This is a genomic window from Nostoc sp. UHCC 0870 (assembly GCF_022063185.1).
Classification (GTDB): domain Bacteria; phylum Cyanobacteriota; class Cyanobacteriia; order Cyanobacteriales; family Nostocaceae; genus Trichormus.
Map to the genome: position 1 here is coordinate 5,908,175 of NZ_CP091913.1, position 25,963 is coordinate 5,934,137.

The 25,963-nt window shown below is 40.5% G+C and carries 22 protein-coding genes and 1 pseudogene; 14 read left to right on the plus strand and 9 right to left on the minus strand.

Annotated elements, in window-relative coordinates:
- Positions 1-32 precede the first annotated feature (32 nt).
- From L6494_RS25075 to L6494_RS25085, 3 genes are all read right to left on the minus strand, one after another.
- Positions 33-578 (minus strand): GIY-YIG nuclease family protein, encoded by a 546-nt coding sequence (locus L6494_RS25075; RefSeq protein ID WP_237990435.1) that lies wholly within the window; start codon positions 576-578, stop codon positions 33-35.
- A 123-nt stretch (positions 579-701) separates the two neighbouring features.
- On the minus strand, positions 702-1,823 hold the full coding sequence (gene nifV, locus L6494_RS25080; protein ID WP_237990436.1) for a homocitrate synthase: 1,122 nt from the start codon (positions 1,821-1,823) through the stop codon (positions 702-704).
- Positions 1,824-2,133: 310 nt separating this feature from the next.
- Positions 2,134-2,526: a hypothetical protein gene (locus L6494_RS25085; protein WP_237990437.1), complete on the minus strand. Its 393-nt coding sequence runs from the start codon at positions 2,524-2,526 to the stop codon at positions 2,134-2,136.
- A gap of 872 nt (positions 2,527-3,398) precedes the next feature.
- Here L6494_RS25085 and L6494_RS25090 point away from each other — a divergent pair.
- From L6494_RS25090 to L6494_RS25110, 5 genes are all read left to right on the plus strand, one after another.
- Positions 3,399-4,169, plus strand: a complete 771-nt coding sequence (locus L6494_RS25090) for a superoxide dismutase (RefSeq protein WP_330911046.1) — start codon at positions 3,399-3,401, stop codon at positions 4,167-4,169.
- A gap of 293 nt (positions 4,170-4,462) precedes the next feature.
- Positions 4,463-4,900 (plus strand): hypothetical protein, encoded by a 438-nt coding sequence (locus tag L6494_RS25095; protein ID WP_237990438.1) that lies wholly within the window; start codon positions 4,463-4,465, stop codon positions 4,898-4,900.
- A 477-nt stretch (positions 4,901-5,377) separates the two neighbouring features.
- Positions 5,378-6,694, plus strand: coding sequence for an APC family permease (locus L6494_RS25100; protein ID WP_237990440.1), 1,317 nt, complete (start codon positions 5,378-5,380; stop codon positions 6,692-6,694).
- A gap of 29 nt (positions 6,695-6,723) precedes the next feature.
- Positions 6,724-7,368, plus strand: a complete 645-nt coding sequence (locus tag L6494_RS25105) for an SAM-dependent methyltransferase (protein ID WP_237990442.1) — start codon at positions 6,724-6,726, stop codon at positions 7,366-7,368.
- Between the two features lie 795 nt (positions 7,369-8,163).
- Positions 8,164-10,428, plus strand: coding sequence for a cation:proton antiporter domain-containing protein (locus L6494_RS25110; RefSeq protein WP_237990444.1), 2,265 nt, complete (start codon positions 8,164-8,166; stop codon positions 10,426-10,428).
- Positions 10,429-10,553: 125 nt separating this feature from the next.
- On the opposite strand, the gene L6494_RS25115 is transcribed toward L6494_RS25110, so the two are convergent.
- Positions 10,554-10,775 carry an Hfq-related RNA-binding protein gene (locus L6494_RS25115; protein WP_237990445.1) on the minus strand — a complete coding sequence of 74 codons (222 nt, stop codon included), beginning with the start codon at positions 10,773-10,775 and terminating at the stop codon, positions 10,554-10,556.
- A gap of 122 nt (positions 10,776-10,897) precedes the next feature.
- On the opposite strand from L6494_RS25115, the gene dapF reads away from it, so the two are divergent.
- The 6 genes from dapF to L6494_RS25155 all read left to right on the plus strand — a co-directional run bounded on the left by dapF (position 10,898) and on the right by L6494_RS25155 (position 18,505).
- Positions 10,898-11,737, plus strand: a complete 840-nt coding sequence (dapF, locus tag L6494_RS25120; protein WP_237990447.1) for a diaminopimelate epimerase — start codon at positions 10,898-10,900, stop codon at positions 11,735-11,737.
- 616 nt (positions 11,738-12,353) lie between these two features.
- A complete protein-coding gene (locus L6494_RS30995) occupies positions 12,354-13,637 on the plus strand; it encodes a hypothetical protein (RefSeq protein WP_330911048.1) in 1,284 nt (427 codons plus the stop codon).
- 629 nt (positions 13,638-14,266) lie between these two features.
- The gene (locus tag L6494_RS31000) at positions 14,267-15,538 is read left to right on the plus strand and encodes a calcium-binding protein (protein ID WP_330911049.1); all 1,272 of its coding nucleotides are present in this window, start codon (positions 14,267-14,269) and stop codon (positions 15,536-15,538) included.
- Between the two features lie 580 nt (positions 15,539-16,118).
- Positions 16,119-16,466, plus strand: coding sequence for a PAS domain S-box protein (locus L6494_RS25145; RefSeq protein WP_237990448.1), 348 nt, complete (start codon positions 16,119-16,121; stop codon positions 16,464-16,466).
- A 149-nt stretch (positions 16,467-16,615) separates the two neighbouring features.
- Entirely contained in the window at positions 16,616-17,941 is a 1,326-nt protein-coding gene (locus L6494_RS25150) for a sensor histidine kinase (protein ID WP_237990449.1), read from the plus strand.
- Between the two features lie 240 nt (positions 17,942-18,181).
- A complete protein-coding gene (locus L6494_RS25155; RefSeq protein ID WP_237990450.1) occupies positions 18,182-18,505 on the plus strand; it encodes a hypothetical protein in 324 nt (107 codons plus the stop codon).
- Positions 18,506-18,527: 22 nt separating this feature from the next.
- Here L6494_RS25155 and L6494_RS25160 read toward each other — a convergent pair whose 3' ends face one another.
- From L6494_RS25160 to L6494_RS25170, 3 genes are all read right to left on the minus strand, one after another.
- On the minus strand, positions 18,528-18,851 hold the full coding sequence (locus tag L6494_RS25160) for a DUF2103 domain-containing protein (protein WP_237990451.1): 324 nt from the start codon (positions 18,849-18,851) through the stop codon (positions 18,528-18,530).
- An 8-nt stretch (positions 18,852-18,859) separates the two neighbouring features.
- Complete coding sequence (gene clpS, locus L6494_RS25165) at positions 18,860-19,186, minus strand: ATP-dependent Clp protease adapter ClpS (protein ID WP_330911050.1); 327 nt, start codon at positions 19,184-19,186, stop codon at positions 18,860-18,862.
- Positions 19,187-19,304: 118 nt separating this feature from the next.
- On the minus strand, positions 19,305-19,448 hold the full coding sequence (locus L6494_RS25170) for a hypothetical protein (RefSeq protein WP_237990452.1): 144 nt from the start codon (positions 19,446-19,448) through the stop codon (positions 19,305-19,307).
- Positions 19,449-19,656: 208 nt separating this feature from the next.
- Here L6494_RS25170 and L6494_RS25175 point away from each other — a divergent pair.
- Positions 19,657-20,565, plus strand: a pseudogene (locus tag L6494_RS25175) (IS982 family transposase).
- Between the two features lie 7 nt (positions 20,566-20,572).
- Here L6494_RS25175 and L6494_RS25180 read toward each other — a convergent pair.
- Positions 20,573-20,923, minus strand: a complete 351-nt coding sequence (locus L6494_RS25180; protein WP_237990453.1) for a hypothetical protein — start codon at positions 20,921-20,923, stop codon at positions 20,573-20,575.
- A 180-nt stretch (positions 20,924-21,103) separates the two neighbouring features.
- Between L6494_RS25180 and L6494_RS25185 the strand changes: the two genes are divergently transcribed.
- On the plus strand, positions 21,104-21,400 hold the full coding sequence (locus tag L6494_RS25185) for a hypothetical protein (RefSeq protein ID WP_237990454.1): 297 nt from the start codon (positions 21,104-21,106) through the stop codon (positions 21,398-21,400).
- A gap of 82 nt (positions 21,401-21,482) precedes the next feature.
- Here L6494_RS25185 and L6494_RS25190 read toward each other — a convergent pair whose 3' ends face one another.
- Entirely contained in the window at positions 21,483-23,516 is a 2,034-nt protein-coding gene (locus tag L6494_RS25190) for an FAD-dependent oxidoreductase (RefSeq protein ID WP_237990455.1), read from the minus strand.
- Between the two features lie 195 nt (positions 23,517-23,711).
- Between L6494_RS25190 and L6494_RS25195 the strand changes: the two genes are divergently transcribed.
- Positions 23,712-25,910, plus strand: a complete 2,199-nt coding sequence (locus tag L6494_RS25195; RefSeq protein WP_237990456.1) for a tetratricopeptide repeat protein — start codon at positions 23,712-23,714, stop codon at positions 25,908-25,910.
- The last annotated feature ends 53 nt before the right edge of the window (positions 25,911-25,963 follow it).

A 25,963-nucleotide genomic window follows, 5' to 3' on the forward strand; every position in this document is an offset into this window, starting at 1 on the left:
CGTTAGCGTAGCGGGACGCAGTCCATTACGAATTATTTTAAATCTAGTAACCCTGTTTCTTTTAACTTAGGATTGAACCGAATTTGTGTTTTTAAACCACGTAATTCTAAAGCCGCTAGAATTTCTGTTTCTAATCTTCTGGCGGCATTTTTAATGATTTTCATTTGAGTGAGTTCATCATTAGTGGGTTTTTGATAATTAGCCTCTTCTTCCGGTGTCATTATTGTTTTAACATCAATAGGCTGTGTCCATGTGGCTTTTTTTTCTCCATTACCCACGGGAAGACTGCCATTTTCAGCTATCCAAGCCTGCTCAATATTTTCTAAAATTGTCCGACTAGGACGCTCAATTGTTTCCACTTTCACCCAATAACATTGTTGGGGTTGACGAATTAAATGCTGTCTGAGGCTTAAGTAAACATCACGAGAGTAACCAACAAATTGCAGTTCTCTTTCTTGATTAAAGATGGCATATACTCCAATCTTTCCCTGTAAATCTTCAGGTAATTGACCGTTGTCATCAATGTAGGGAATATATTCTAAAGCTGTCAGGGTAGGTAGATTTGTTTCGTTAGTCATAAATTTTGTGAATTTAACAAGTTTTACGGGCTAAAAATGTTAGTTCGATGAAATTCTCTTTAGAGGGTGTTTGAAAAGCTCTTGATTTCACCACGGAGACACAGAGACACAGAGAGATATTGGCTACACTTTTATTTGTGTTTCAACTAAATATAAGAGTTCTTGTGTAGTCAGGCTACGTTTTTTTTGGACTGATTCTTCTCGTACTGCGTCTAACACAGATTGGGTTTCTTCAGGGTTGAGGATAATGTCGTGTTGCTGCAATACGCTAGATAGCAGATGTTTACCGGAATGCTTACCAATTACTAAACGTCGGGAAGTACCTAGTTCTTCTGGTGCAAATGGTTCATAAGTGTTGGGGTTTTGTAGTACCCCATGAGCATGAATACCTGATTCATGGGCGAAGTTATTTGCTCCTACTACGGCTTTCCAAGGTGGTAAATCATAACCAGATGCGGATGTTACCAGTTGAGACATTTCTATTAATCGTCGTGTGTCAATATTTAAATCATAGTGATACAAGTGTTTTAGAGCCATCACAACTTCTTCTAAAGCTGCATTCCCAGCCCTTTCGCCTAAACCATTAACTGTAGTATTTATTGATATAGCACCTGCTTTGATACCGGCTAGGGCGTTGGCTGTGGCTAAACCAAAATCATTGTGAGTGTGCATTTCTACTGGTATAGCCAAAGATGTTACTAGTTGTTTGATTTTGGTGTAAGTTGTAAAAGGTTCGAGAATGCCTACTGTGTCACAATAACGAAACCGTGATGCGCCTAATTCTTGAGCAGATAGCACTAGGTCTAACAGAAAGTTTTCTTCGGCTCTGGAAGAGTCTTCTCCCCCTACAGAGACAAAAAGTCCTTGATCAAGGGCAAAATTTACACTATCTTTGAGTTTTTGCAGCACTAATTGCCATTGTCCTTGAAATTTGGCATTAATTTGGATTGCAGACACGGGAATCGATATATGTACTCGTTGTAACCCACAAGCTATGCAAGCTTGAATATCGGAAATTACAGCTCGATTCCAACCCAATAGCTTGGCTTGTAAACCTAATTCACAAATGGCTGCTATGGCGTTCTGTTCCGCCTGACCCATAGCCGGAATCCCTACTTCAATTTCATCAACGCCAATAACATCAAGAAATGTGGCGATCGCTATTTTTTCTTCTATGTTAAAAGCAATACTAGCCGCTTGCTCACCATCACGTAATGTAGTGTCATTAATCAAAACTGGGTTCATTTTTATGGGTGATGACTGTTAAATATTTATAGTAATTTATTATGTCTGTCATTTTGACAATTATGAAAAGATTAATAAACTATTACTACTACAAATACTTAGTCAATATCATTGATAAATTGAATCTATAATTTTGATTTTTGCTGCAATGTCAACCCCTTCTCTTCGAGACATTTCGTGTAGCTTACTTTGCTACGCAACTCTACCGCGAAACACGAAGTAGTATGGGAAATTTAAAAAGTTGTTTCAGAAAGAAAATATGTAATATTTACGTTACAAATTTTTAGTGGAAATCTTGGTCAATAAGCTATTATTGGAAAATATTTTTAGCTGAAAATCTACTATCTTTTTCAGGTGAGTATTCACAACAATCTTTTGCCTCTTCCGTCATGACAACTCCAGGATTTACAGCACATTTTAGATAATGGTTGTTAGCATAAAATTTGCATTTCTTGCAAGGCAATTGATGTGATCCTTTAACTGTTGTGACCATTTTATCTTCTAAAATAGTCCGAATTTTTCTCAAAATTATAAAGAAGATAACCCAGCTAAAAACTAAGCCAATAGGGGTTAAAGATATAGCTATATCGGGAATGTTTAAACTATTATTTGGTGATGGCTTAGTGTTAATTTCACTACGAGTTCCCTGATCACTCTTCTGATTTAGGGCTATTTTATTTTGAAATACATTATTAACAAACATATTACATATCCTTCGCTATATATATTGAGATATTGAGCAAGTTGATATTTTTACAAAGTCATCTGTAATCACATGACAGATATACTTCATACTTAAGCTAGAAGACATTTAAAAAAATTTTATTTAGAAATCCCTTACCCACAAATTTACTGCTTAAATCCACCCCTACCTACTCCCAGCCTACGCAAGTCAGTATGATTACACCGCGCGCGAACAACAATCAAAGCAGATTACCCTAGCTGATTTAGGACTGAATCTATGCAGAAAGTAACATAGTTCTTTCAGAAACTTATTTCAGCTAAAGCCTTATTCCTGACTCAATTATATGTTTAACAAAAGAAAAATACTCCTGTCTCTGCCAATAGTTTTGCTTGTAAGTTTTGGCTGTATATCCAAAGGAATATATTAAAGACTTAAAATTTATAAATATAATTTCATGTTAGAATTTGCTGGAATATAAAAACTAAATCTTTCCTGTAATTAGCAATCTAAATTTCATTTTTTAGAACTAAAATTAGAATAAAATTTCATTGATAATTAAATTTGTGACATTGCAAATTTATGCTTATCGTGAAAAGTGAAAATAGAGTGGGTTCTCTTAGATTAAAAGACATTACCTTTGTGTTAACAGCATTTTTATTGTAAGATTTTTGCTGAAGATAGTTTTGGGATAGTGCTTTACTTGCTCTATAGTAGTTCCTAATTACATAAGATACACTTTCACTTCCAGCCCTTGATCTGAAAAAGATGTACTTCACTAAAACAAGAAAGCCTATATAGCTATGGCACTTATTAATTCCATCCACATAAAATGCTGGGATTGATTAATTGGTCTTACTTCATTTGCAATATGAATTTTGAGGTGATAGTTTATGTTTCAGTTTTTGCAAAAGACAGTTGCTTTGTTGTTGTCAGCAATTTTGCTTGCGGCTTGTGGAACAATGCCAATAGCTGAGTCACAGTCTGTCAATACCACAGAAACTACTGCTAAGTCTTCTTTACCTGTAGCTTACCCTGATCGAGAGTTAAGTGCTTCACCCGCCAAGTTACCGCCGTTACCCTATGATTACACAGCTTTGAGTCAAGCCATTGATGGAGAAACAATGAAACTGCATCATGATGCCCATCATGCTAGCTATGTCAATAATCTCAATGATGCGCTGAAGAAGTACCCGGATTTACAAAAAAGAAGTGTTGAAGCTTTGCTGAGAGATTTGGACAGTGTACCTGAAGATATTCGTACAAAAGTCCGAAATAACGGTGGGGGACACTTGAATCACACTATTTTCTGGCAAATCATGAGTCCTGACGGTGGTGGACAACCAACAGGGAAACTAGCCGAAGAAATTAATCAAACTTTTGGCAGTTTTGATGCTTTTAAAACTCAATTTAACGCAGCTGGTGCTAGTCGTTTTGGTAGTGGTTGGGTTTGGTTAGTGCGTAACCCCCAAGGCCAACTCCAGATTATGACTACGGCTAATCAGGATAGTCCCATTATGGAAGGGTTATATCCAATTATGGGGAATGATGTTTGGGAACACGCCTATTATCTGAGATATCGCAACCGTCGCCCAGAGTATTTGAACAATTGGTGGAATGTCGTGAATTGGGCGGAAATCGACAAACGAGCCGCTATTCGTTAGGAAAATAGGTGACAGGTTACAGGTGACAGGTTACAGGTTACAGGTTACAGGTTACAGGTTACAGGGAAGGGGAGTATGTTTTCCCCTACTCCCCACTCCCGAATTTCTTGAAATTATCCCTAAATACATAGAGTTACTAAGTAATTAGAAAAAATTAATATAAATATAATTAACTTTTCCTTGGCAGTCGAGGATTTTTTGGGAAAATTTGCTAAATCTAAGTGTAAAAGTAGTTATCTTTTCTGCAAAAGAATAGGTAGCGTAAATCTTAATAATTACATAAAGTTAAATTTATGGAAAAGATAAATTTAGAATCTAATCACAGAATTACCTTACTCCCTCTAATCTTGCTGTGGGTAGCTTACGCTTTTCTAGGATGGTATCTAGCGGCGCATCACATTATTTGGTTAGTGGGAGGGTTTGTAGCTACGATCGCCATAGCGGTAGTCCGTAAAAGTATCTCTTGGTTAGAACGTTTAGTTTCCTTGGGTTCTCGAACCTTAGTAGTAATTTTAGTCTTAAGTATCTCAATTGCCTTAGTCGCCACTTGGTCTTTATTATTTAGCCTTTTTCTCATCCCTGTAGCTAGCACACTTTTAGCTGATTTAGAAATGCGGTTTGCAGGTTTCAATAAGGTAGATTCTTTTTGGATTTTAACTGTTTTAGCTACGACTGGTTTAGTAATAGGCGAACTTGTAGATATTTTACTTCTACCTAGTATTAGATTCTAAGGGAAACCTCATAATTAGGAGCAGGCGCACCACCCCCGATGAATCAAAGAAATACATCTTTCCCCTATATCCTGTCCCCTGTCCCGGTACTTGTTCAGAGTTGATAAACTAAAAGTTAGTTATTCTAAGTCTGGAATTCTGTCAATCATTCTCTAGGTTGTGATCAATCTGATCAGTGACAGAAGTTTTTATTTTGTTTTGCTCACTTTTTAGTCACATTTTTCGCTCAAAATTGAATATATGGGACTGATAAATTACTCTTACCCACACCTAATAGATTACTCCTCAGTCCCATTTACTTCCGATTAACCACACTCGAAAAATTTGTAGTAATACCCAGTGATTCACTCAAAAATCACCAGGTTATTTCATCAACTCAGTACTTTTCATTTACACTCTTGGACTGCAAATTAGTAAGGAGCTAATGTGAGTAGACCTACGGAAAACATTGCACTGGAGCAGGGAGAGACTACAAATATGGTAACACCTAGGCTGTTGTTAAGATTACCAGATGCAGTGGCTTTAATTGTAGGGATTGTGATTGGTGCAGGCATTTTTCAAACTCCGGCATTGGTGGCGAATCAAGCCGGGAATGATCTTGCTGTACTGATGTTGTGGCTAGCTGGTGGCTTGGTCTCTATGATTGGTGCATTGTGCTATGCAGAGTTGGCAACAACCTATCCTGATGTTGGCGGGGTCTATTTTTATCTCAAGCGTGCATTTGGACGGGCGATCGCCTTTTTATTTGCCTGGGCGCGGCTAACAGTGATTCAAACTGGTTCTATTACTCTATTAGCCTTTGTTTTTGGTGATTATGCCTCCCAATTGTGGCGAATTGGTTCATTCTCTTCTTCTATCTATGCGGCAGGAGTAATTACTCTTTTAACAGCCTTAAATATTTTTGGTTTAAGACAGGGTAAATGGACGCAAAACTTACTATCTGTAGCTAAAGTTTTAGGTTTGTTACTAGTAGTGATGTTTGGACTGAGTGCCACAAATGATTCTGTTGTGACAGTAGAATCTACCTCATCAGGTAATTGGGGGCTAGCAATGGTGTTTGTGCTGTTGTCTTATGGCGGTTGGAACGAAGCGGCATACATTTCCGCAGAAATCCAAAATAGACAGCGCAATATGTTGCGATCGCTATTATGGAGTATTGGCATTATTACCGCCATTTACTTATTAATCAATTGGGCTTACCTACGCGCATTAGGATTAGCCAACATGGCGCAATCAGAAGCCGTAGCCGCAGATTTAATGCGCTCTATTTTCGGCGAACCAGGAGCTTGGTTTATTAGCTTTTTAATTGCAATTTCCACCTTGGGAGCAATCAACGCCACAATTTTCACGGGAGCGCGGACTAATTACGCTCTCGGTAAAGATTTTTCACTGTTTGGTTTTATGGGAAATTGGCAACAACTCTCCAGCACTCCCGGTTCTGCGCTGCTGGTACAGGCGGCGATCGCTTTGGGGCTGGTTGTATTAGGCACATTCACCCGTAAAGGGTTTGAAACGATGGTGGATTACACCGCGCCTGTATTTTGGTTCTTTTTCTTGCTTTCTGGCATATCTCTGATTGTGTTGCGAAACCAAGAACCACACATCACGCGCCCATTCCGTGTGCCATTTTATCCGGTCACACCGATACTTTTTTGTCTTGTCTGTGGTTACTTGCTTTACTCCAGCTTGGTTTACACAAATATAGGCGCAGTTGCTGGTGTTTTGGTAGTAGCAGCAGGTATTCCGTTTTTGATTTGGAATCGCTACCACCAATCAGTGAACAGTCAACAGTGAACAGTCAACAGTTTAAATGGAGGTTATTGATGAAGTTACAAAAAATGCTACTTATCCTAGTTACAGGGGTTAGTATTGCCAATTTGGGTCTTGTTGGATGCACACAACCACAGAACTTAGAATCAGAAGCACAGTCTTCTGCACCTACATTAACAGGTCAGACTGAAACATTAGCTCCCACACAACCCCAAGAACGCCCTGCGGATGTTCCTTATGTGCCAACACCACAACCTGTAGTAGACGCAATGTTAAAAGTAGCACAAGTAAATAAAGATGATATGCTTTATGACTTGGGGAGTGGTGACGGTAGAATTGTGAATACAGCTGCTCAAAAGTACGGCACAAGAGGTATTGGCATAGATATTAATCCAGAACGTATCCAAGAAGCTAATACCAATGCCCAGCAAGCTGGAGTTACTGATCGGGTAAAGTTTATTCAGCAAGACCTATTTAACACTGATTTGAGTGAGGCTACCGTAGTAACCCTGTACCTCTTACCTGAAATCAATCTTAAACTACGTCCTAAGCTATTTAAAGAACTCAAACCCGGTACTAGGGTGGTATCCCACGCTTTTGATATGGGTGACTGGAAGCCTGAAAAGACACTGCAAGTAGATGGCAAAACTATTTACTATTGGGTGATTCCAGCACAAATTCCGGCTAATTTGCGCTAATCAAGAGTGGGGAGCAAAAACTTTCACCAAAAAATAAAGGACAAGAATTATACTCTTGTCCTTGATGATCAAAATAGCAAATGGTGTGTCGAATACGTAAAATGCGCCTGATGAAATAAAAATTGCGTGGTCGTGTTTTCATAAAATGGTCAGCGACCAATGCCGATGAATTAACCCCGGCAGTTTGCTCTCCAGAAGGAAAAGCCGTTACATCAATTGACACTCTCCGACCTAAAGGTGCGGAGATTCTTAAGAGATTACGCTCTTAATATCCTGATTTCTCAGGTTCCCAGGCTCAACACGTTCGCCCTTTAGGGCGTGCTGATATCTCCTCAAGGTTTTTCGGGCGTAGACTTTCCCCCAGTCCGGGGGTAGGTTTTTAAATCTTGTACTGATTAGAACATTTTAACATGGCTGAGTCCTAAAGGACTCAATTAGCCTTCTCCCAAGGGGAGACGCCAAGGGCGAACATCCCTTGACTAAAGTACGGAATACGCAACTACGTTGCTGTTCCTCAAGGTTTTTCGGCATATTTTCTATAATTGAGAATATTCTGCTTACAACCCCGGTTTATTAGAGAAAGCGGGGTTATCAATAGCATAGATATTAGCGATCGCCTTCTTTTGTCACAACTGCTGGACTGATGGCGATCGTTGTCCCCTGGGATAGTGTCAACCCTGGATCTCTGATTCCCTACCATCCGCCTGATAACTGATAACTGATTTCCCCTTCCCTCAGATAGATAAAAATTTGTATTCTAAAGTTAATAGGTCTTAATAGTTCTTAGAGAAACTGGTGCAAGAAGATTTTAGATTAATTGTTGATTTAGTATCTGTTTTGGCCGTTGCGGCCTGTGGCGGATTATTAGCATCTATGCTAAAACAACCTGTGCTACTGGGGTATCTCATCGGCGGGATGGTTGTGGGGCCGGCTGGATTGGGGCTGATTAAAGAAGTTGTGCAAGTGGAAACCCTGGCGCAGTTTGGGGTCGCCTTCTTATTATTTGCCTTGGGCGTGGAGTTTTCCTTTGCGGAACTCAAAAAAGTGAAAGCGATCGCCCTTGGTGGTGGTGGGCTACAAATCGCCTTGACAATTTTGGTTACGGTGTTGGTGTGTGGGGTAACGGGAGCATGGGGAACTTTACCCGCCAAGGGTGTGTTCTTAGGTTCAATCCTCTCTCTATCTTCTACAGCCGTTGTGCTTAAATGCTTAATGGAGCGCAACGAAACCGAAACACCCCACGGTCAGGTAATGCTGGGGATTTTGGTAGTTCAGGATTTAGCCCTGGGTTTGATGTTGGCGGTGTTACCTGCGCTGAATGAACCGGGGGAAGTCCTTGGTATCGCTGTGATCACAGCCTTGGTGCGAATTGGTTTATTTGCGGCTGGGGCGGTGGTGGCGGGAATTTGGCTCATCCCGCCTTTATTGAGACTGTTAGCCCGTACTGAAAGCCGAGAACTATTTCTATTAGGGGTAGTGGCGTTGTGTTTGGGAATTGCTCTGCTGACAGAATATTTAGGACTCTCCATTGAGATGGGGGCGTTTGTCGCTGGGTTAATGATTTCTGAAGTGGAGTACGCCGACCAAACCCTAACCTATGTAGAACCACTGCGAGATATTTTTGCTAGTTTGTTCTTCGCCGCCATTGGAATGTTAATCGATCCGGTGTTTTTGTGGAACAACTTAGAATTAATTTTAGGGTTAGTGGCTTTAGTGTTTGTCGGGAAGTTCTTGATTATCACCCCCTTAGTTAAACTGTTCCGCTACCCATTGAAAACAGCCTTAATTGTGGGGTTAGGACTGGCGCAAATTGGAGAATTTTCCTTTGTGTTAGCTAGTGAAGGACAAGCCTTGGGGTTGGTGTCTCGGCCGATATATTCACTCATTTTAGGAACTACCGCCGTTACACTGATGCTCACTCCCTTTGTGCTGCGGTTAGTCCCATTCTTATTTAACTTCATGGAATCAATGCCTTGGCTAAAACCTTATTTAGATGAAAGTCAAGCCAAAGATGTCTCAGAAGAACTACCTTTTAAAGACCATATAGTAGTGTGTGGCTATGGGCGAGTAGGGAGAAATTTAGTCAAGCTATTACAGCAACATAACCTACCTATAGTAGTGATTGACCAATCTGAAAGCAGAATTCAGCAGTTACGGGAGGCGAAAATACCTTACGTCTACGGTAATAGTGTGAGTTTACACGTTTTAGAGACGGCTGGGGTAAATCATGCCAAAGGAATGGCGATCGCACTTCCTGACCCCATGAGTATCCGTCTTTGTCTCAAACGCGCTTTAGAATTGTGTCCCGAATTAGATTTAGTTGTTCGGGCTACCCAAGATAAAAATATTGAGTTGCTGTATCAATTGGGGGCGAGGGAAGTAGTCCAACCAGAATTTGAAGCTAGTATCGAAATGGCAACTTATCTATTAACTGGCTTAGGCTTGACCCCTGGTGTATTACAGCAAGAAATGCAGCAAATTCGCAGCGATCACTACTTAGATTTTCGCCCAGAACGCACTGCTGATGAAGTTTCCCGCCATTTAAAACAAATAACTCAAGATTTAAATCGGCGTTGGTATCCTCTCCCCTCAGACTCACCCTTAATTGGTATGAGTTTAGAAGAAGCGGATATGCGCTACTTAACAGGCGTGAGTTTAATGGCAATTCGTCGCGCCAACGGCGAAGAAATGGATTATCCCAATCAACAAACTAAATTAGAGACAGGCGATCGCCTGTTAGTTGTGGGAGCATCAGAAGAACTAGCAGCTTTAGCCGAATTAGCCCAAGGTAAAATAGCTGTTCCAGGAGAAAACACCGCCTGTCAATGGATTCAAGTTGATGATCATGCCCCAATTTTGGGTAAAACGATCGCAGACTTAACTTTACATTCCGAATCTGGGGTGCAAATCCAAGCCATACGCCGGGATGGTAAGTTTATCCGTTGTCCTGATAGCAGCATGGATTTGCGAACTAGCGACCAAGTGCTGCTGTGCGGTAGCTTGAATGCTTTAAATCAAATGCAACAACTATTTATTTATGTTAGGGGTGTAGGGGTGTAGGGGGGTGTAGGGGTGTAGGGGTGTGGGGGTGTAGGGGTGTAGGGGAGGGGTTTTGAATAACTTTCTCTGTCACCTGTCACCTGTCACCTGTCACCTGTTACCTATCACCTGTCACCTGTCACCTGTCACCTGTCACCTGTCTTCAAGTAAGCGATCGCTAATTTCCAAATAGTGATTTGCTGACTATTCTCATCCATAATACAAATACAGTTGGGGTCTTGCCATAAGATTCTACCCGTGAGTAAATCCCCTGTAACCAGCTTAAATTCTACTTTTCCGGTTTGTTTAATCAGGGTTTGGACTTGGCGAATGCTAGGCAGTGAAGTGTCAAAATCAGTGATAGTCATTTTTGGTAATGATGGAATAATTGAGGGACTGGGGATTAGGGACTAGGGACTGGGGAAGAGTTTTCCCAATACCCAGTACCCAATCCCCAATACCTAATCATTGATAATTCATCATCAGGAAAATGGCAATCGAATTTACTAAGTATCACGGTTTAGGCAACGACTTTATTTTGATTGATAATCGCTCGTCAAGCTCGCCTGTGCTGACTCCTGAGCAAGCTGTTAAATTATGCGATCGCCATTTTGGTATCGGTGCTGATGGTGTGATTTTTGCCTTACCTGGGAAAAACGGCACTGATTACACTATGCGGATTTTTAACTCCGATGGCTCAGAACCAGAAATGTGTGGTAATGGGATTCGCTGTTTGGCAGGGTTTCTGGCAGACTTAGAAGGCATATCCCGCAATCAAGATACCTATCGCATTCAAACCTTAGCTGGTGTGATTTCACCCCAACTCATGCCCGATGGTGAAGTCAGGGTAGACATGGGTGTACCGCGATTGCTGGCTAGTGAAATACCTACTACCTTGGGTGCGGCTGATGCTAAAGTCATTAACCAACCTCTAGAAGTAGAGGGGCAAACTTGGGATGTCACCTGTGTGAGTATGGGTAATCCTCACTGTATTACCTTTGTGGAAGATGTGGCTACGATTCCCTTGGAAAGTATCGGCCCTAAATTTGAACATCACCCCGCATTTCCCCAACGCACGAATACTGAATTTATCGAAGTTGTCAGTCGTGATTACTTAAAAATGCGTGTCTGGGAAAGGGGCGCAGGAATTACCTTGGCTTGTGGGACTGGGGCTTGTGCTTCCTTAGTGGCTGGTGTCTTGACCGAGAAGTGCGATCGCGTCGCTATTGTAGAATTACCTGGTGGTTCTCTGCAAATTGAATGGTCAGAACTAGACCAACGGATTTACATGACAGGCCCGGCTGAGAGGGTTTTCACTGGTAAGGTATAAACAAACTTACCGTTGCAAGACATATAGCAAGTTTCAATTGAGTGGAGTACATATCCTTGTAGGGGTGTAAAGGCGCAAGGCTTTGCGCCTCTATCCATGTACTACCCTTCTTGTGAGAATCCCCCAAATAACCCTGTTTTGTCAATCTGGGAGAAGCCAATCTCTGAAAGCGTTTCGGAGCTTTACTTTTCAACTTTTGGCTATAAATTTTAGTTTCTGTTAGAAAATAAAGGCTCAAAGCTTTATTAAATAAAACTTTCAGAGTTTAGCTTCGATTATTCCTTTCCGAAAGTGATAAAACAGGGATAAGTTTGGGGGATTCTCACAAGCAAATTACAATGATATTACTCATAAAAGTATGTGATTTAGAACACTTACATTAAAAAAAAATTGAGTATATTATCTTTTTAATCAGTTACTTGTACAGCAAAAATATATCTAAAAACCTACTAACTGATATCTTGCACTATTCTCAATCACCTGAAGGTGGGCAATACCAACGACTTAAAAATCGGGGTTTCATGCCACTAAAACCATCGCCCACCCTACACAAATTGGCATTAAATAACTGGTGCAAGACAAAAGATCCCTAAATTTTTCACCTACAAAAAACACTATGACACTCAATCTACGATTAACATGGCTAGCAGAACTTCCTGCAACCGTGCAAGTTGTTTTGACAGTTATTGCTTCCCTACGACCTGTCAAAGTTGGCACAAATAAAGATAATACCCTCATTGGTAGCAACCGTTCAGACTACATTTTTGGTTTGAGTGGGAATGATACTCTGTTTGGTTTCGGCGGTAATGACTGGCTGTTTGGCGGCGACGGTGACGATATTCTAGATGGCGGTGACGGTAATGACCGATTGTTTGGCGGTAAAGGTAATGATACCCTGTTGGGTGGCAATGGCAATGATATCTTCTGGGGTAGTGAGGGATCTGACTACTTGGTAGGGGGCAATGGCAACGATACTGCTGACTATAGCTCTTTTGGTAAAGGTGTTACTCTGCGCTTTGAGTACGAATATATCCCGATTGATTTATCCGCATTTGTTTTTGATGCAACCCCAGCCCTGCGGGTGTTCAAAGATGATGGTATTGCTATTGGTGCGTTACCCCTAGGAACGGCAGGTTTTGGACCTAAAGACACTTTAGAATCGGTGGAAACTATTATTGGTGCTGCGGGTCAGACCAATACCATTAACTTTACTTTCAATTCCCCTGGGTTTGATCTTGGTGGCTTTGCTCCAAGTACCTCAGCCCCAGCTATCAGAGTGGATCTGGCTACACAACAACTCAACTACGATACAACCACTCTTAATATTCAAAACTTTAGCAATGTTATTGGGTCTATAAATAACGATACCCTGTTGGGTGACAACAATGCCAATGTGTTGGACGGCTTTACAGGCAATAATGTGCTAGATGGTCGAAGCGGTGACGATATTCTCTATACGTTTGAGAATGATATCCTCACAGGGGGTGACGGTGCTGATCAATTTACTTTAAATGCCAGTTCGTATGCTATAGGTAGTAATAGTGGGGTGAATTTCTTCAGACTTAACCCCAGCATTATCACTGATTTTACCCCTGGAGTAGATACACTAGCTCTTAACTCTGCTTTCCCTAGGGCGATTGCAAACGGATTGGAATCAAGCCTCCAATACTTTGGATTTGCTGGCTACGACAGCTACACAGTAGCCACGGGACAATTAGCTGCGGAGCGTTTTTTGGTGTTGGGCAGTGGTAGCATTAGCGAGCAAACCCTGTTTACCTACGACGGTACAACTGGCGATTTGTTTTACCTGGGTGCTTATCCTAGTTTGGGTGAGCAAGTGAAAGTAGCTGTTCTACAGGGCGCACCCACCCTTTCTGCAAATGACATTCTGGTCATCTAATATCTTAAGCTTTCGTGCATCTATAGCGTTTCCTAATCACATGAGGTATGTCATAGTCTCCTCCTTTTGCCTTGTTGGGGTTTGTGGGGTTTGGCAGTAGTAGCATTAACTCGCCAACAGTTTTTACCTACAACCGTACAAACGGCGATTTGTTTTACGGAGTTCTTTTAATTTTGGTGGGCTAGTAAACTACCCACTCTACAGCGCGCACCCAACCTTTCATTTACACTCTTATCCTGCTAAGTCCCACTGTTTAATGGGGGATTTAGCAGGATATAGAATTTTTTACTACCAATAAGAGGACTTTCAAACATCTATGCCAATTACTGATAGTAGTTTTACGCAAATTACGATGACGTTAAACATGACAGGATGTGATTTAGAACACTTACATTAAAAAAACTTGAATATATTATCTTTTTAATCAGTTATTTGTACAGCAAAAATATATCTAAAAACCTACTAATTGATGTCTTGCACTATTCTCAATCACCTGAAAGTGGTCAATACCAACGACGTAAACATCGGGGTTTCATACCACTAAAAGTATTGCCTACCCTACACAAATTGGCATTAAATAACTGGTGCAAGATAAGAGACCCCTAAATTTTTCACCTACAAAAAACACTATGACACTCAATCTACGATTAACATGGTTAGCAGAACTTCCTGCAAGCGTGCAAGTTGTGTTGGCAGTTATTGCTTCCCTACTACCTGTCAAAGTTGGCACAGATGAAGATGATACCCTCATTGGTAGCAACCGTTCAGACTACATTTTTGGTCTGGGCGGTAATGACACCCTGTTTGGTTTTGGCGGTAATGACTGGCTGTTTGGCGGCGACGGTGACGATATTCTAGATGGCGGTGATGGTAATGACCGATTGTTTGGCGGTAAAGGTAATGATACCCTGTTGGGTGGCAATGGCAATGATATCTTCTGGGGTAGTGAGGGATCTGACTACTTGGTAGGGGGCAATGGCAACGATACTGCTGACTATAGCTCTTTTAGTCAAGGTATTACCCTACGCTTTGAATACGATTATACCCCCAGTGATTTCTCTGAACTTGTCTTGGAGGCAAACCCAGCCCTGCGGGTGTACAACAAAGATGGTAATTTTAGGAGTCCATTCTTAGGAGAAGTAGGTTCTGGTCCTAAAGACACTTTAGAATCGGTGGAAACTATTATTGGTGCTGCGGGTCAGACCAATACCATTAACTTTAATTTCAATTTTCCTGGGTATGAGCGTTTTGGTTTTGCTCCAAGAACCGCAGCTCCATCTATCAGAGTGGATCTGGCTGCACAACAAATCACCTACGATACAACCACCCTCAATATTCAAAACTTTAACACTGTTATCGGGTCTATAGGCAGAGATACCCTGCTGGGTGATGAGAATGCTAATGTGCTAAACGGCTTTGCAGGCGGTGATGTGCTAGATGGTCGAGGCGGTGACGATATTCTCCATGCGGTTTCGGGGGATACCCTCACAGGGGGTGAGGGTGCTGATAAATTTATTTTAAATGCCAGTTCCTATAGTATTGGTGGTAGAAGTGGGATAGATTTCTTCAAAATTACCCCCAGTATTATCACTGATTTTACCCCAGGGGTAGATACACTAGCTGTTAATACTGATGCTTTCTTTGACTTGTATCGAAGTAGTGAGGACTCAATAATCTCATTGATTGGATTCGTTGGCGTAGGCTGGGGGCAATTACCTGCGGAGAGTTTTTTGGTGTTGGGCAGTGGTAGTATTACTGAGCAAACGCGATTTACCTACAACAGTACAAATGGCGATTTGTTTTACGTGGGGCCTTATCCTGGCTTTGACTTGGGTGAAGTGAAAGTCGCCACTCTACAGGGCGCACCCACCCTGTCTGCAAATGACATTGTGGGAGTCTGAAATCTTGAGCTAAAGCTGTTCGTGCAGCATCTCATAGATTGGGGACTGGGGACTGGGAAGTTGAGATTTTGGATTTTAGATTGAATCCCAATCCAAACTCCACTCATTGAATTGCCCAATACCCAATTCCCAATGTCTAATTCCCAATTTAGGGAGAAAAATCCAATGTATATGAAGAAATGTAAATGGTCGGTAGGGTGTGTTATGCCGTAGGCTAACGCACCTTGTATTGTTGACGGTGCGTTGCGCTATGAGACAACGCACCCTACATTAAAAGTTCTTAACATAGTTGGAAATATTAACACCGACTTACTAACCTTTTTGCGATCGCAACTAACAAAGCATGGTTTGTAAAAGGCTGAAACGACCTATTTAAGTTAGTATACAAGATGATTCCTTTGTAAAGTGCGTAAGTCCTATATATGCGTTAGTAACGAATACAACTTGATTCTTTACCACAGGTTTTGTGTTCGTCACCAACACAAAGAAAATTACTACTAAACTTGGTACTGAATAGATAATCAGCCTCTCATAGTGGGAAGTATAGAAACTGAGGAATCTCCCTAATACAAGAGGCCTAATGAAAACACTGCAAGAAATGAAGGCTGAAGCCGATTTACCAGTCCTGATGACTGACCAGCAAGGCTTGATTATCTATGTGAACGATGCTTTTCAATTTGTGTTTGGCTGGAAAGAAGCAGAAATCATTGGTCAAACATTGGAAGCTGTCATTCCTAGCAGTTTCCATGATTCTCATCATCTAGGCTTTTCTCGCTTTGCCATGACTGAACAACCTACTGTTCTCAATCATCCGCTACAACTCAAAGCTGTCAGGAGTGATGGTAGCGAAATTGATGCCGAACATTTCATTACAGCAGAAAAGCAGGAAGGAGAGTGGATTTTTGGGGCTATACTCCGCCCATTATAGTAGGGAGTGGAGAAGAGAAATTGAATGTTTGTGATTGCTTTCCTTCTCTACATTATGGTCGCAATGACAAGCTGCGAGTGATTAACTTGTAAAAAACTATCGCAGCTATCAAGTGTATTGCATAGCTGAATGGCATAGGAGTATTAAGTGTGAAATCGGATTCAGCCCCTTTAGTTGATAAGTTACGAGCAACCCTAGGAAGAATGGAGGTGGCACTTGGTACTATTATTGATGCCATCACATGGACTGATGAAAATGGCAAAATCAATTGGTCAAATGCAACCTTTGATCATTTAGTTGGTAAAAATCGTTTTCAGGTTCTTGGTGCTAACCTTCTCGACTTGCTACCACTAACTCAACAAGGTCAAGCTGTTCCCAAAAATTTACACCCACTTTCTCGCGCCTTACAACATCAATTAAATGCTACTGATGTTTACGAATTTCAAAAATTAGAAAAAACATTAATTTTAGAAATTTCTTGGGCTTATGTGCAGATGAAAGGGGCTAATGCTAGTGCAGTTTTAGTTGTACGCGATATTACTGCTAAACAAATAGCAGAAGAAGAACTCCAGCGACATCGAGAACAATTACGGGAGTTGGTTGAGGAGCGCACTGCAAAATTAGTTGCAGCTAATGAACAGTTAAAAAAGACTCAAGTACAACTTGTACAAACTGAAAAAATGTCCAGTTTGGGGCGACTGGTTGCTGGTATTGCCCATGAAATTAATAACCCGGTGAATTTTATCTATGCAAATCTCAGCTATATCCAAAAATATACTGAAGACTTGCTGAATCTTTTAGGTGTTTATCAAAAATGTATTTCTGATCCTCCTGCAAATATTATTAAGCAAGCTCAGGAGATTGAACTAGACTTTTTACTTGAAGATTTACCTAAAGCTTTATCTTCAGTAGAAATGGGTGCTGAACGTATTAGACAAATTGTTTTGTCTCTACGTAACTTTTCTCGTTTGGATGAAGCCGAACTGAAAAAAGTTGATATTCATGAGGGTCTTGACAGCACCCTAGTTATTTTGGCACATCGTTTAAAAGCCAGTGCAGATTCTCCAGGGATTGAAATTATTAAAAAATATGGCGATTTACCTTTGGTCTATTGCTATGCTGGACAAATCAATCAGGTGTTCATGAATATTCTTAGTAACGCGATTGATGCTATAGAAGAATGCAACAAATATGAGACATACCATCAGAATATCATTACCATCACTACAGAATTCTTAGTTCCCGACTGGATTAGTATTCGCATTGCTGATAATGGACTAGGTATACCAGAGAGTATTAAGTCTCAAGTATTTGATCCCTTTTTTACAACCAAAGAAGTTGGGATGGGTACAGGTTTAGGTTTATCGATTAGCTATCAAATTATTGTCGAACAGCACAAAGGTAAAATTTGGTGCAATTCTGGACTAAGTAAAGGAACAGAATTTGTGATGGAAATTCCAGTGAGGCCAGTTTGACGGACTGGGGACTGGGAAGTTTAAATTTTGGATTTTAGATTGGGATTTAATCTAAAATCCACTCATTGAATTGCCCAATTCCCAATGCCTAATTCTTAATTTAGTAAAATTAGTATATTTATCGTTGCATTTGTTAACAGAAATTGCATTGTTATATTGCACTTTGTAACTGTTTTTGATGATTGTCAGGAATATTCCTTTAGACTGAATTTCAATGGCAAAAGATGGGAATAAATACAAATGCACGCAAGCAATTTATTGTGTCACGAATTTGTAGTTGCTGTATCCTTTATGGCTTGTATTCTTGGCTTAGGACTACTGTGGAATTGCCAAGATACAAAAAATGATGATCAGCAAGAAACAGAGATAATTTTGTTCAGAATGAGCTTTACTTATTGGCTCGTTTATTGTGTGGCGTTTGGGCTAGAAAAGATGGTTTTCCACGATTATGAGCCTGTACTCATGACGTTAAAAATAACGACAGCATTGTCATATTTTTTAACTTTTTCGTGTATTTTGAGTTTACCGCTACATAAATTTGCAGTACACCGAGTTGAAGAATAGGCAATAGCCAATATTTATTTTTTCATTGTTTCATGGCGATCGCAATCATTTCTTCAAGTTTATCCTGAGCATGAGCCGTCAGGATAAACACCTCCTGGACGGTCTTACCCTGTCTAGCAATGACTTTATAACCACCAAGAATGGGAACAGACACACGCAATTGCATCTTGGGTGCGTGGCCTCTGACTCTGCCAATTACCCCTGGTGTAATGGTTTGAATCCCATGCTGTTGACAGAGACGCTCTAAAATTGGGATTAAACCAGGCAGATGAGTGGAATGATTCCAGACTAATCTACCATCTTTGTGAGTATTGGCTTTTGGAGTGTCTGCGCTGGATTTGCCCATGATATTTATTAAGCTGCCTCTAATGGGGCCATTGTTAACCCAGCCCGACGCAGCTGTTGATGATACAATTCTGCTGGTTCTTGAGGGCCTACCCAGACAATGGCTTGCCCTTCGTGATGTATCTGATTGGTCAAATCCCAAGCCAAATCACTAGTCATACCTGGAATATACTTGATCAAACACTCAGCTACGTGTTGAAAAGTATTGAAGTCATCATTTAAAACTATCACCTTATAATTCGGATAAGTCTTACGGACGGTTTGACTAGTCTTTTCTGGAGTGACAGTTGGTGCTGTACCCATAGCGAAGACCACTGCTGAACGTTTTGTGACCATAAGAGCAGTTAACCAAGGGAATTCTACAAAACTACATTACAACTAACTAGTTTAATCTATGTTTGGGGACTGGGGACTGGGAACTGGGGATTGAGGAAACCTAACTTTTGTATTGTCTTTAACTATGAGAGGAAAGGATACCTACAAGCACTCGGACTAATTCTTCTAAGCCTTCAGGAACACGATACAGTTTAATATCTTCTGAAATCAGTTGATTTTCCCGGTTGAGAGTACCAAATTTCCAGTCATCTCCATTAGTCACTGCTCCATATAAGATAGCTGTCTCATTGTCAACAGACTTTTCTAGGGCTATTAATTCGACTGCTAATTGCGTAAACCCCCTTCTGATATCTGATTGCTTGGCCTCAAGTACCAATAAAGAGTTAAATTTACGTAAGTAACCTGAGTTCGGGATAAGGAAAAGGACAGGTAGTAAGCTGAAAATAACAACAAATCCAGCAGCCTGTCCTATGTTTAGTTTAGATGCTTTGTTCTGTCATGTAGATGATTTCTGTAAAGCGTTTGAAGCGCAATGGCACAAAAAATTGTTAAATCATGGAGGAATAAAACGTTTTCGTGCTAAAAGCTTATGTTTAAGTGAAATCATGACAATTATCATCGCTTTTCATCAAAATCACTACCGGAATTTCAAGCATTTTTATTTAAATCAAGTGAAACAACAGTGGAGTTCTGCATTTCCAGGTCTTCCTTCTTATCAACGATTTATTGAATGGATGCCATCAACCTTGATACCTTTGTGTGTCTATCTGAAGCATTGTTTTGGACAATGTACAGGTATCGGTTTTATCGATTCAACTTGCTTGAAGGTATGTCATAATCGTCGGATTTCTAGGCATAAGGTGTTTGAAGGTTTAGCCGCTCGTGGCAAGACTTCTGTGGATTGGTTTTTTGGTTTTAAGCTGCATCTGGTCGTCAATGAGTTTGGTCAACTCTTAAATGTATCTCTGACTCCTGGTAATGTCGATGACCGTCAACCAGTACCCGATTTACTGAGTGGTCTGTTTGGCAAAATATTTGCCGATAGAGGTTATGTTTCACAAAAACTTGCTTCTCAACTTTTACAAGACTTCGGAATTGAATTTTTTGCCAAACCCCGTCGCAATATGAAGAATAAGCTAATGCGTCTTCATGACAAGCTTTTGTCCCGTAAACGCTCAATTATTGAGACGATTAATGACCAACTCAAAAATATTTCTCAAATTGAGCATTCCAGACATCGATAGCGAAGCGGTAGCCGGTACCCCGGCGTCAGCCCTGTTAATTTTTGCGTTAACGTTCTTTGCGGATTAATCGCTTATTGTCATCAACCTAAGAAACCTAGCCTTCAACTGGAGTGGCTTTTACCTCCTTATCTTTAACCCGAACTCAGGTTAAGTAATAATCTAATGTGCCTTTAAGTTTTTCACCTACATTAATAGGATATTCACTATATAACTCAGCGTTTGTTTGGTCGCACACTTCAGCCAGAATAGGAGCAATTAAAAATTCTCTGATTGATATTTCAGTAACAGGATTAAAAAGTCTGATATTACGTTGTAAGTATCCTTGCAAAAATTCTAAATATTTTATTTCATCAGCATACCTCGGTAAATCTAAATTTGTCCGCTCATAGCTGTATTCAAATTCAGCCAAAATCTCTAATGTTGGGTTTGGTAGTTGAAAATATTGGCTGAAAGTATAGCTCTGGTCTGGGTTTAAGATTCTATATTTGCTCATAGTTTTTCCTGTACAAATTATATTGCTCATTTTTGGTCAGGAAATTATCAAAATGTTCGCTGGCTATAATCATTAAAATATCTTCACACAATATTCGAGATTATTACTGATTGATAAATATACATCGGTGTAAGAAGCTAGAAAAAGAAAGTTTGTTACCCATTTATTTTTTGTGCATCTATGAAATTAAGCCAACTATTCAAATTAGCTGCCTTTTCTGTTTTAACAGCGTTTAGCCTTGTGTCTACATCAAATACAGCACTGGCTGAGTATTTAAGTAGCGAAGGAATGGGAGGTAATTATCGTTATGAATTATGGCAAAGCGATAATAACAATTATTATTTGAAAATTTGGTTAAGAGAAGCAAGTTCAAATAGTAATCCATACAGGATAACTAGACAATTCTCCTCTAGTAGAGACGCTCTGATTCATTTTGATTGCAATTACGCCAAGAGAAATTTACCAGAATGTTCTTGATACTGTAAAAATCGATTAGGTTTATATCCCCGACTTTTTGGAAAAGTCGGGGATATTTTTGTTCACATAGGCCATGAAATCACTACCGCCAATCTTCCCAGTCTTGATTGAAAATCGAAGTATCAGGGAAAGCGGTGGGGTTGCTATTCTTTTTTAATAGACGTTTGAGGGCTTGCAGTTGCGGTTCTGGCTTGGGTAAATCGTCTACAAGTTGGTAAGGTGCAATGTTATTTTTGAGGGCGAAAGAGGCGACAGTTCCCGCCGCCGCACCAGCAGACCATTCAAAGGAGTGAACCCGATAAGCAGCCGCCGCTATGTGACTGGTAGCAATACTTTTACCGCCGACGATTAAATTGTCAACTTTTTGGGGAATCATTGCCCTCAGTGCAATTTGGAAGGGATAAGCCTGTCCCCCGCCCCGTCTTTCCCCTGGACGTTCTGTATTACCGGGTGCTTCTGGTGGGCTTTTCGTCATGCAAGGATGGAAGTCAATGGCGTAGTGACCAATACCCACTGCATCGGGAAAAATTGTGGAACGGGTGCGGCGCATGGCTTTATCTGGGGAAATTTGACCAGAAATTACCGATGTCGCCTCTAAACCTGCCAAGGCTGCTGTTAGCTGGCGATACATATTTGCTGGCAGGGTTTTACGGTAATATTCATCGTTGTAATTGCGGCGGGAAATATCAATTTCCCAAATAGTAAAACCTCCTGGTTGTCCCCAACTAGGACGGCCGATGATACGCCGCCCTTCCCGCATATAAGGATATTTGGATAAGCCATGTGCTGTCCCCATCGGGGAATTTAACCCTGATAAAAAGCGGTTATTGGTTTGTTGCTGTTTCACACCTTTCCCTAATTGAGAGTCGGTTGTTCCAGCTACTAGCCAGTAATAGTAAGACAGGGCGTGTTCTTCAGCTTTGCGGAAAGTTTCGGTTCTGAGTCCACCCATCCAACCGCCTGGTTTTAATTGTCCTGTGGCTTGCAACTGCTGGCGAGTGTAAACTAAGTTATCTTTCGCAGTCCCAGGGCGGTAGTCATTACCCCATGTCCAGTTTTGCATGGATATATCCCCTGGAGTGGGCGCGGTAAAATTCACGCCTCTAAATGTGGTGGGTTGTCCCTTGTTCGGACTCCAAATGCGGCGATAGGTAAAAACTAAATCAAAGTTGGCTAAACGCTCTAACTCATAACTGAAGTAGGGAGAGTATTGTAGATAAAAAGGCGGCATTTTCTGCGGCTGGGGTTCTTTTGTCGCCTCCATTGCAAAGGTATAAGTAAAGCCTTGTGTACAGTAGGGGTCATTGCTGGTGCTGGAAGATGAAGGTTCTAGGAAGGAACGCCCATCAATACCTAGACGGTAGGGAACATCAGCTAAAGCAATAATTTCTCCAGTTTCGCTAGCGTCTACAACATACCAGGGAATATTACCTTTGGTTTGCTTGGGAACTAGGCGAATAATACTTTTAGTGAAACGAGACGAGTTGTTGTAGCGATAAGCATCGTCAATAGTTTGCGATAGGGGAAAGGTGTTTAGAGGGGGTGCGCCTTTCGCTGGTTGATGTTGGATAGCGATCGCGCTATTAATTAACTGCCCACCTGTACTAGTATTATTCTTGGAGACTCCCAGTTCTTTAATTACCGTATTGGGAAACCATTCCAACTTACCTTTACCCTTTTTTTCTGCATCTTTGAGCATTTGCGCCAGAATGGTATGAGCATCACGCGGGATAAAACAGGAATCACTTACCCAACAATCTCCAGGGTTGAGTTGACCATATTTTTTTTGAATGCGGTTGCGTAGTTCTAGATAGCCACGAGAATAAAACTGGCGACTGCGTTGAGTGGGTCTTTCATCTAATGCAGATGTCCCTTGAGAAGAAATTTGTCCTCCCAACCAGTCGGTAATTTCTGTTAAGCAAACCCTTTTTCCGGCTAACAAACCTTCATAAGCTGTAGCTACACCAGAAAGTCCGCCACCTACAACTAAAATCTCACAGTTGACCGTTTTGTCTGGGCTTCTCGGTGGTGCAGCGATGATAGCAGAATGTGGTACTAGGTAGCCAGAGATGAAAGTAAGACTAATCAGTGAGGCTACTTGGTGTCTGCGCTTCATGATGTGAGAACCCTTTTTACTCTGTGCGGACTTGTAGACGTTACCATTCTAGGAATGTTCATGGCAAGAATAGGTGACAGGTGACAGCTTGCGGTATCCTGAGCATATCCCCATCCACCTTAGACAACAAAATTCTGTTATAGATTAGAAAATAAGCACGCCGCAAAAACTGACCAACACATCAGGATGGTTGTGATGAAGAGCAAGAACCAATTTGTTTTATCCTTACTTTTGAAAAGCACCATTGTCTTTTCCCCCTTGCTGCTGTCTGCTGAGATTAGCAATGGACAAACTACACCATCCACCTCCCCCCAACAGCTTACCGCCCCAGGGGAAGCATTAGCTCAAATACCAACAGAAAAGCGGGTTTTAGAACAAATACAAACAGATTTTGAGCGCGCTTTTAGTCGTACAACTGTCTTGCTGAATATTTGGTTAGTTATCTTAAGTTTATTTCCCGTAGCGATTATTGCTCTATTTTGGCTACTACGGCGGGTGGCTATTCGTGAAATTGTCAATAGAGCCATGTCACAGTTGCAAGGAGTGGAAAACCTCGAAGGACAACTAACTCTAGTTAAACAAGATGCAGAAAATCTCATCCAAGAAGCTAAAGGGATTACTCGCGCTTTAGAAAGGGAAGCGGAAAATCTACAGCAAAAAATCAAAATTGAACACGATAATTTATCTTTTGTCACATCAGAGATATTGCAAGCTAAGGCAGATAATTTAACTAAAATCTCGACAGAAGTCACAAATTTCCAACAAAAAATTGAGCATTTAGTCGCTGAGTTTGCTAGCCAAATATCTCAATTAGAGTTAGAGATACAACAGAGAAGAGATATAACCTTAGAAAATATAGCCAAGACAGAATCAGAGATGGTTACTAAACTTGGAGAATTACAAAAAGATGCTGTAATTCACAAAAATTTAGTTGGAGAAGATTTAGAAAAATCAAAACTGGAATTTAATCATCAGCTTGGTAATTTATATACTGATACTCAGCAGCATCAAGATAATATGATGGCAAGTTTAACTAACTTAAAATCAGAATTTAGTGTGCAGCTATCTAGATTACAGGAAGATGTCCAGCAGCAAAAAGATATCAAATTAGAAAATCTCCAAGCGATAGAAAGTCAATTCCAATCTCAGGTTTCAGGATTGGAAGCTGATACTCAAGAACACAAAAATACTCTGTTGGAGAATTTGACAAAATTACAAGCAGAGTTTGCACAGCAATTATCTAACTCTCAGTCAGAAGTCCATATACAAAAAGATAATGTATTACAGAATCTGCAAGAATTAGAAAATTTATTCAAAGCTCAAATATCTGAATCACAGTTACATATTCAACAGGAATTAAAAAAATTACAATCAGAGTTCGCATCTAAGCTAGCTGAGTTACAAGTAGATGCTCAAAAACGCAAAGAGCAAATTATGGAAAATTTAGAAAAATCAGGTTCGGAGTTTGTTTCACAATTTTCAGAATTACAATTAAATGCTCAACAACAAAAACTCTTGATTTTAGAAAAGCTGGAAAAATTAGAAACAGAGTTTGTCTCACAACTATCTGAATTGCAATTAGATGCTCAACAGCGCAAGGATATAATTTTAAAAGAATTTGCTGAAGTTCAACCCGCAGTAATTACAATCGAAGAACCAACCCCAGCACCTCAGCCAGTAATAGAAAATGAGCAGACAAAATTAACTGCTGATGATTATATACAGCAGGGAGATGATTCATTTTCACAAAAGCGATATGCAGAAGCGATCGCAGTTTACGAGCAAGCGGTGAAAATTCAGCCTGATGATGCTATACTATGGTTTAAGTGTGGGATTACCTTCGCTAGACTGAAACGTTATAAACAAGCGATCGCAGCTTATAATCGAGCAATCAAAATCCAACCAGCTTATCACCAAGCATGGTGCGATCGTGGTGTTGCATATGGTTATCTACAGCGACATCAAGACGCTTTTACATCTTTTGATCAAGCCACGCAAATTAAACCAGAAGATGCCGTAGCCTGGATGAATCGCGGTTTAGCTTTGATAGAATTAGAACAATATGAAGCAGCAATTACTTCTTTTGATCAGGCATTAAAATTTCAACCAGATTTGCCAAAAATTTGGGATAAACGCGGTTACACTCTCGTCAGATTAGGACAGGATGAGGAAGCCATAATTTCTTTTGACAAAGCATTAACCATTAAACCAGATTATGCCAGTGCTTATTATAATAAGGCAGCCTGTTATGCACTGCAAAGACAGGTTAATTTAGCTGTAGAAAATCTGCAACAAGCAATTAATCTCAATTCTAGATATCAAGAAGATGCTGCAAATGATATAGATTTTGATGAGATTGCAGATAGTGAAAATTTTAGAAAATTAATTCAGTAGCTAGAAGCGTAGACATCTCCAGAAATTAAATATGCGTTTTCCAGAAACCTTGT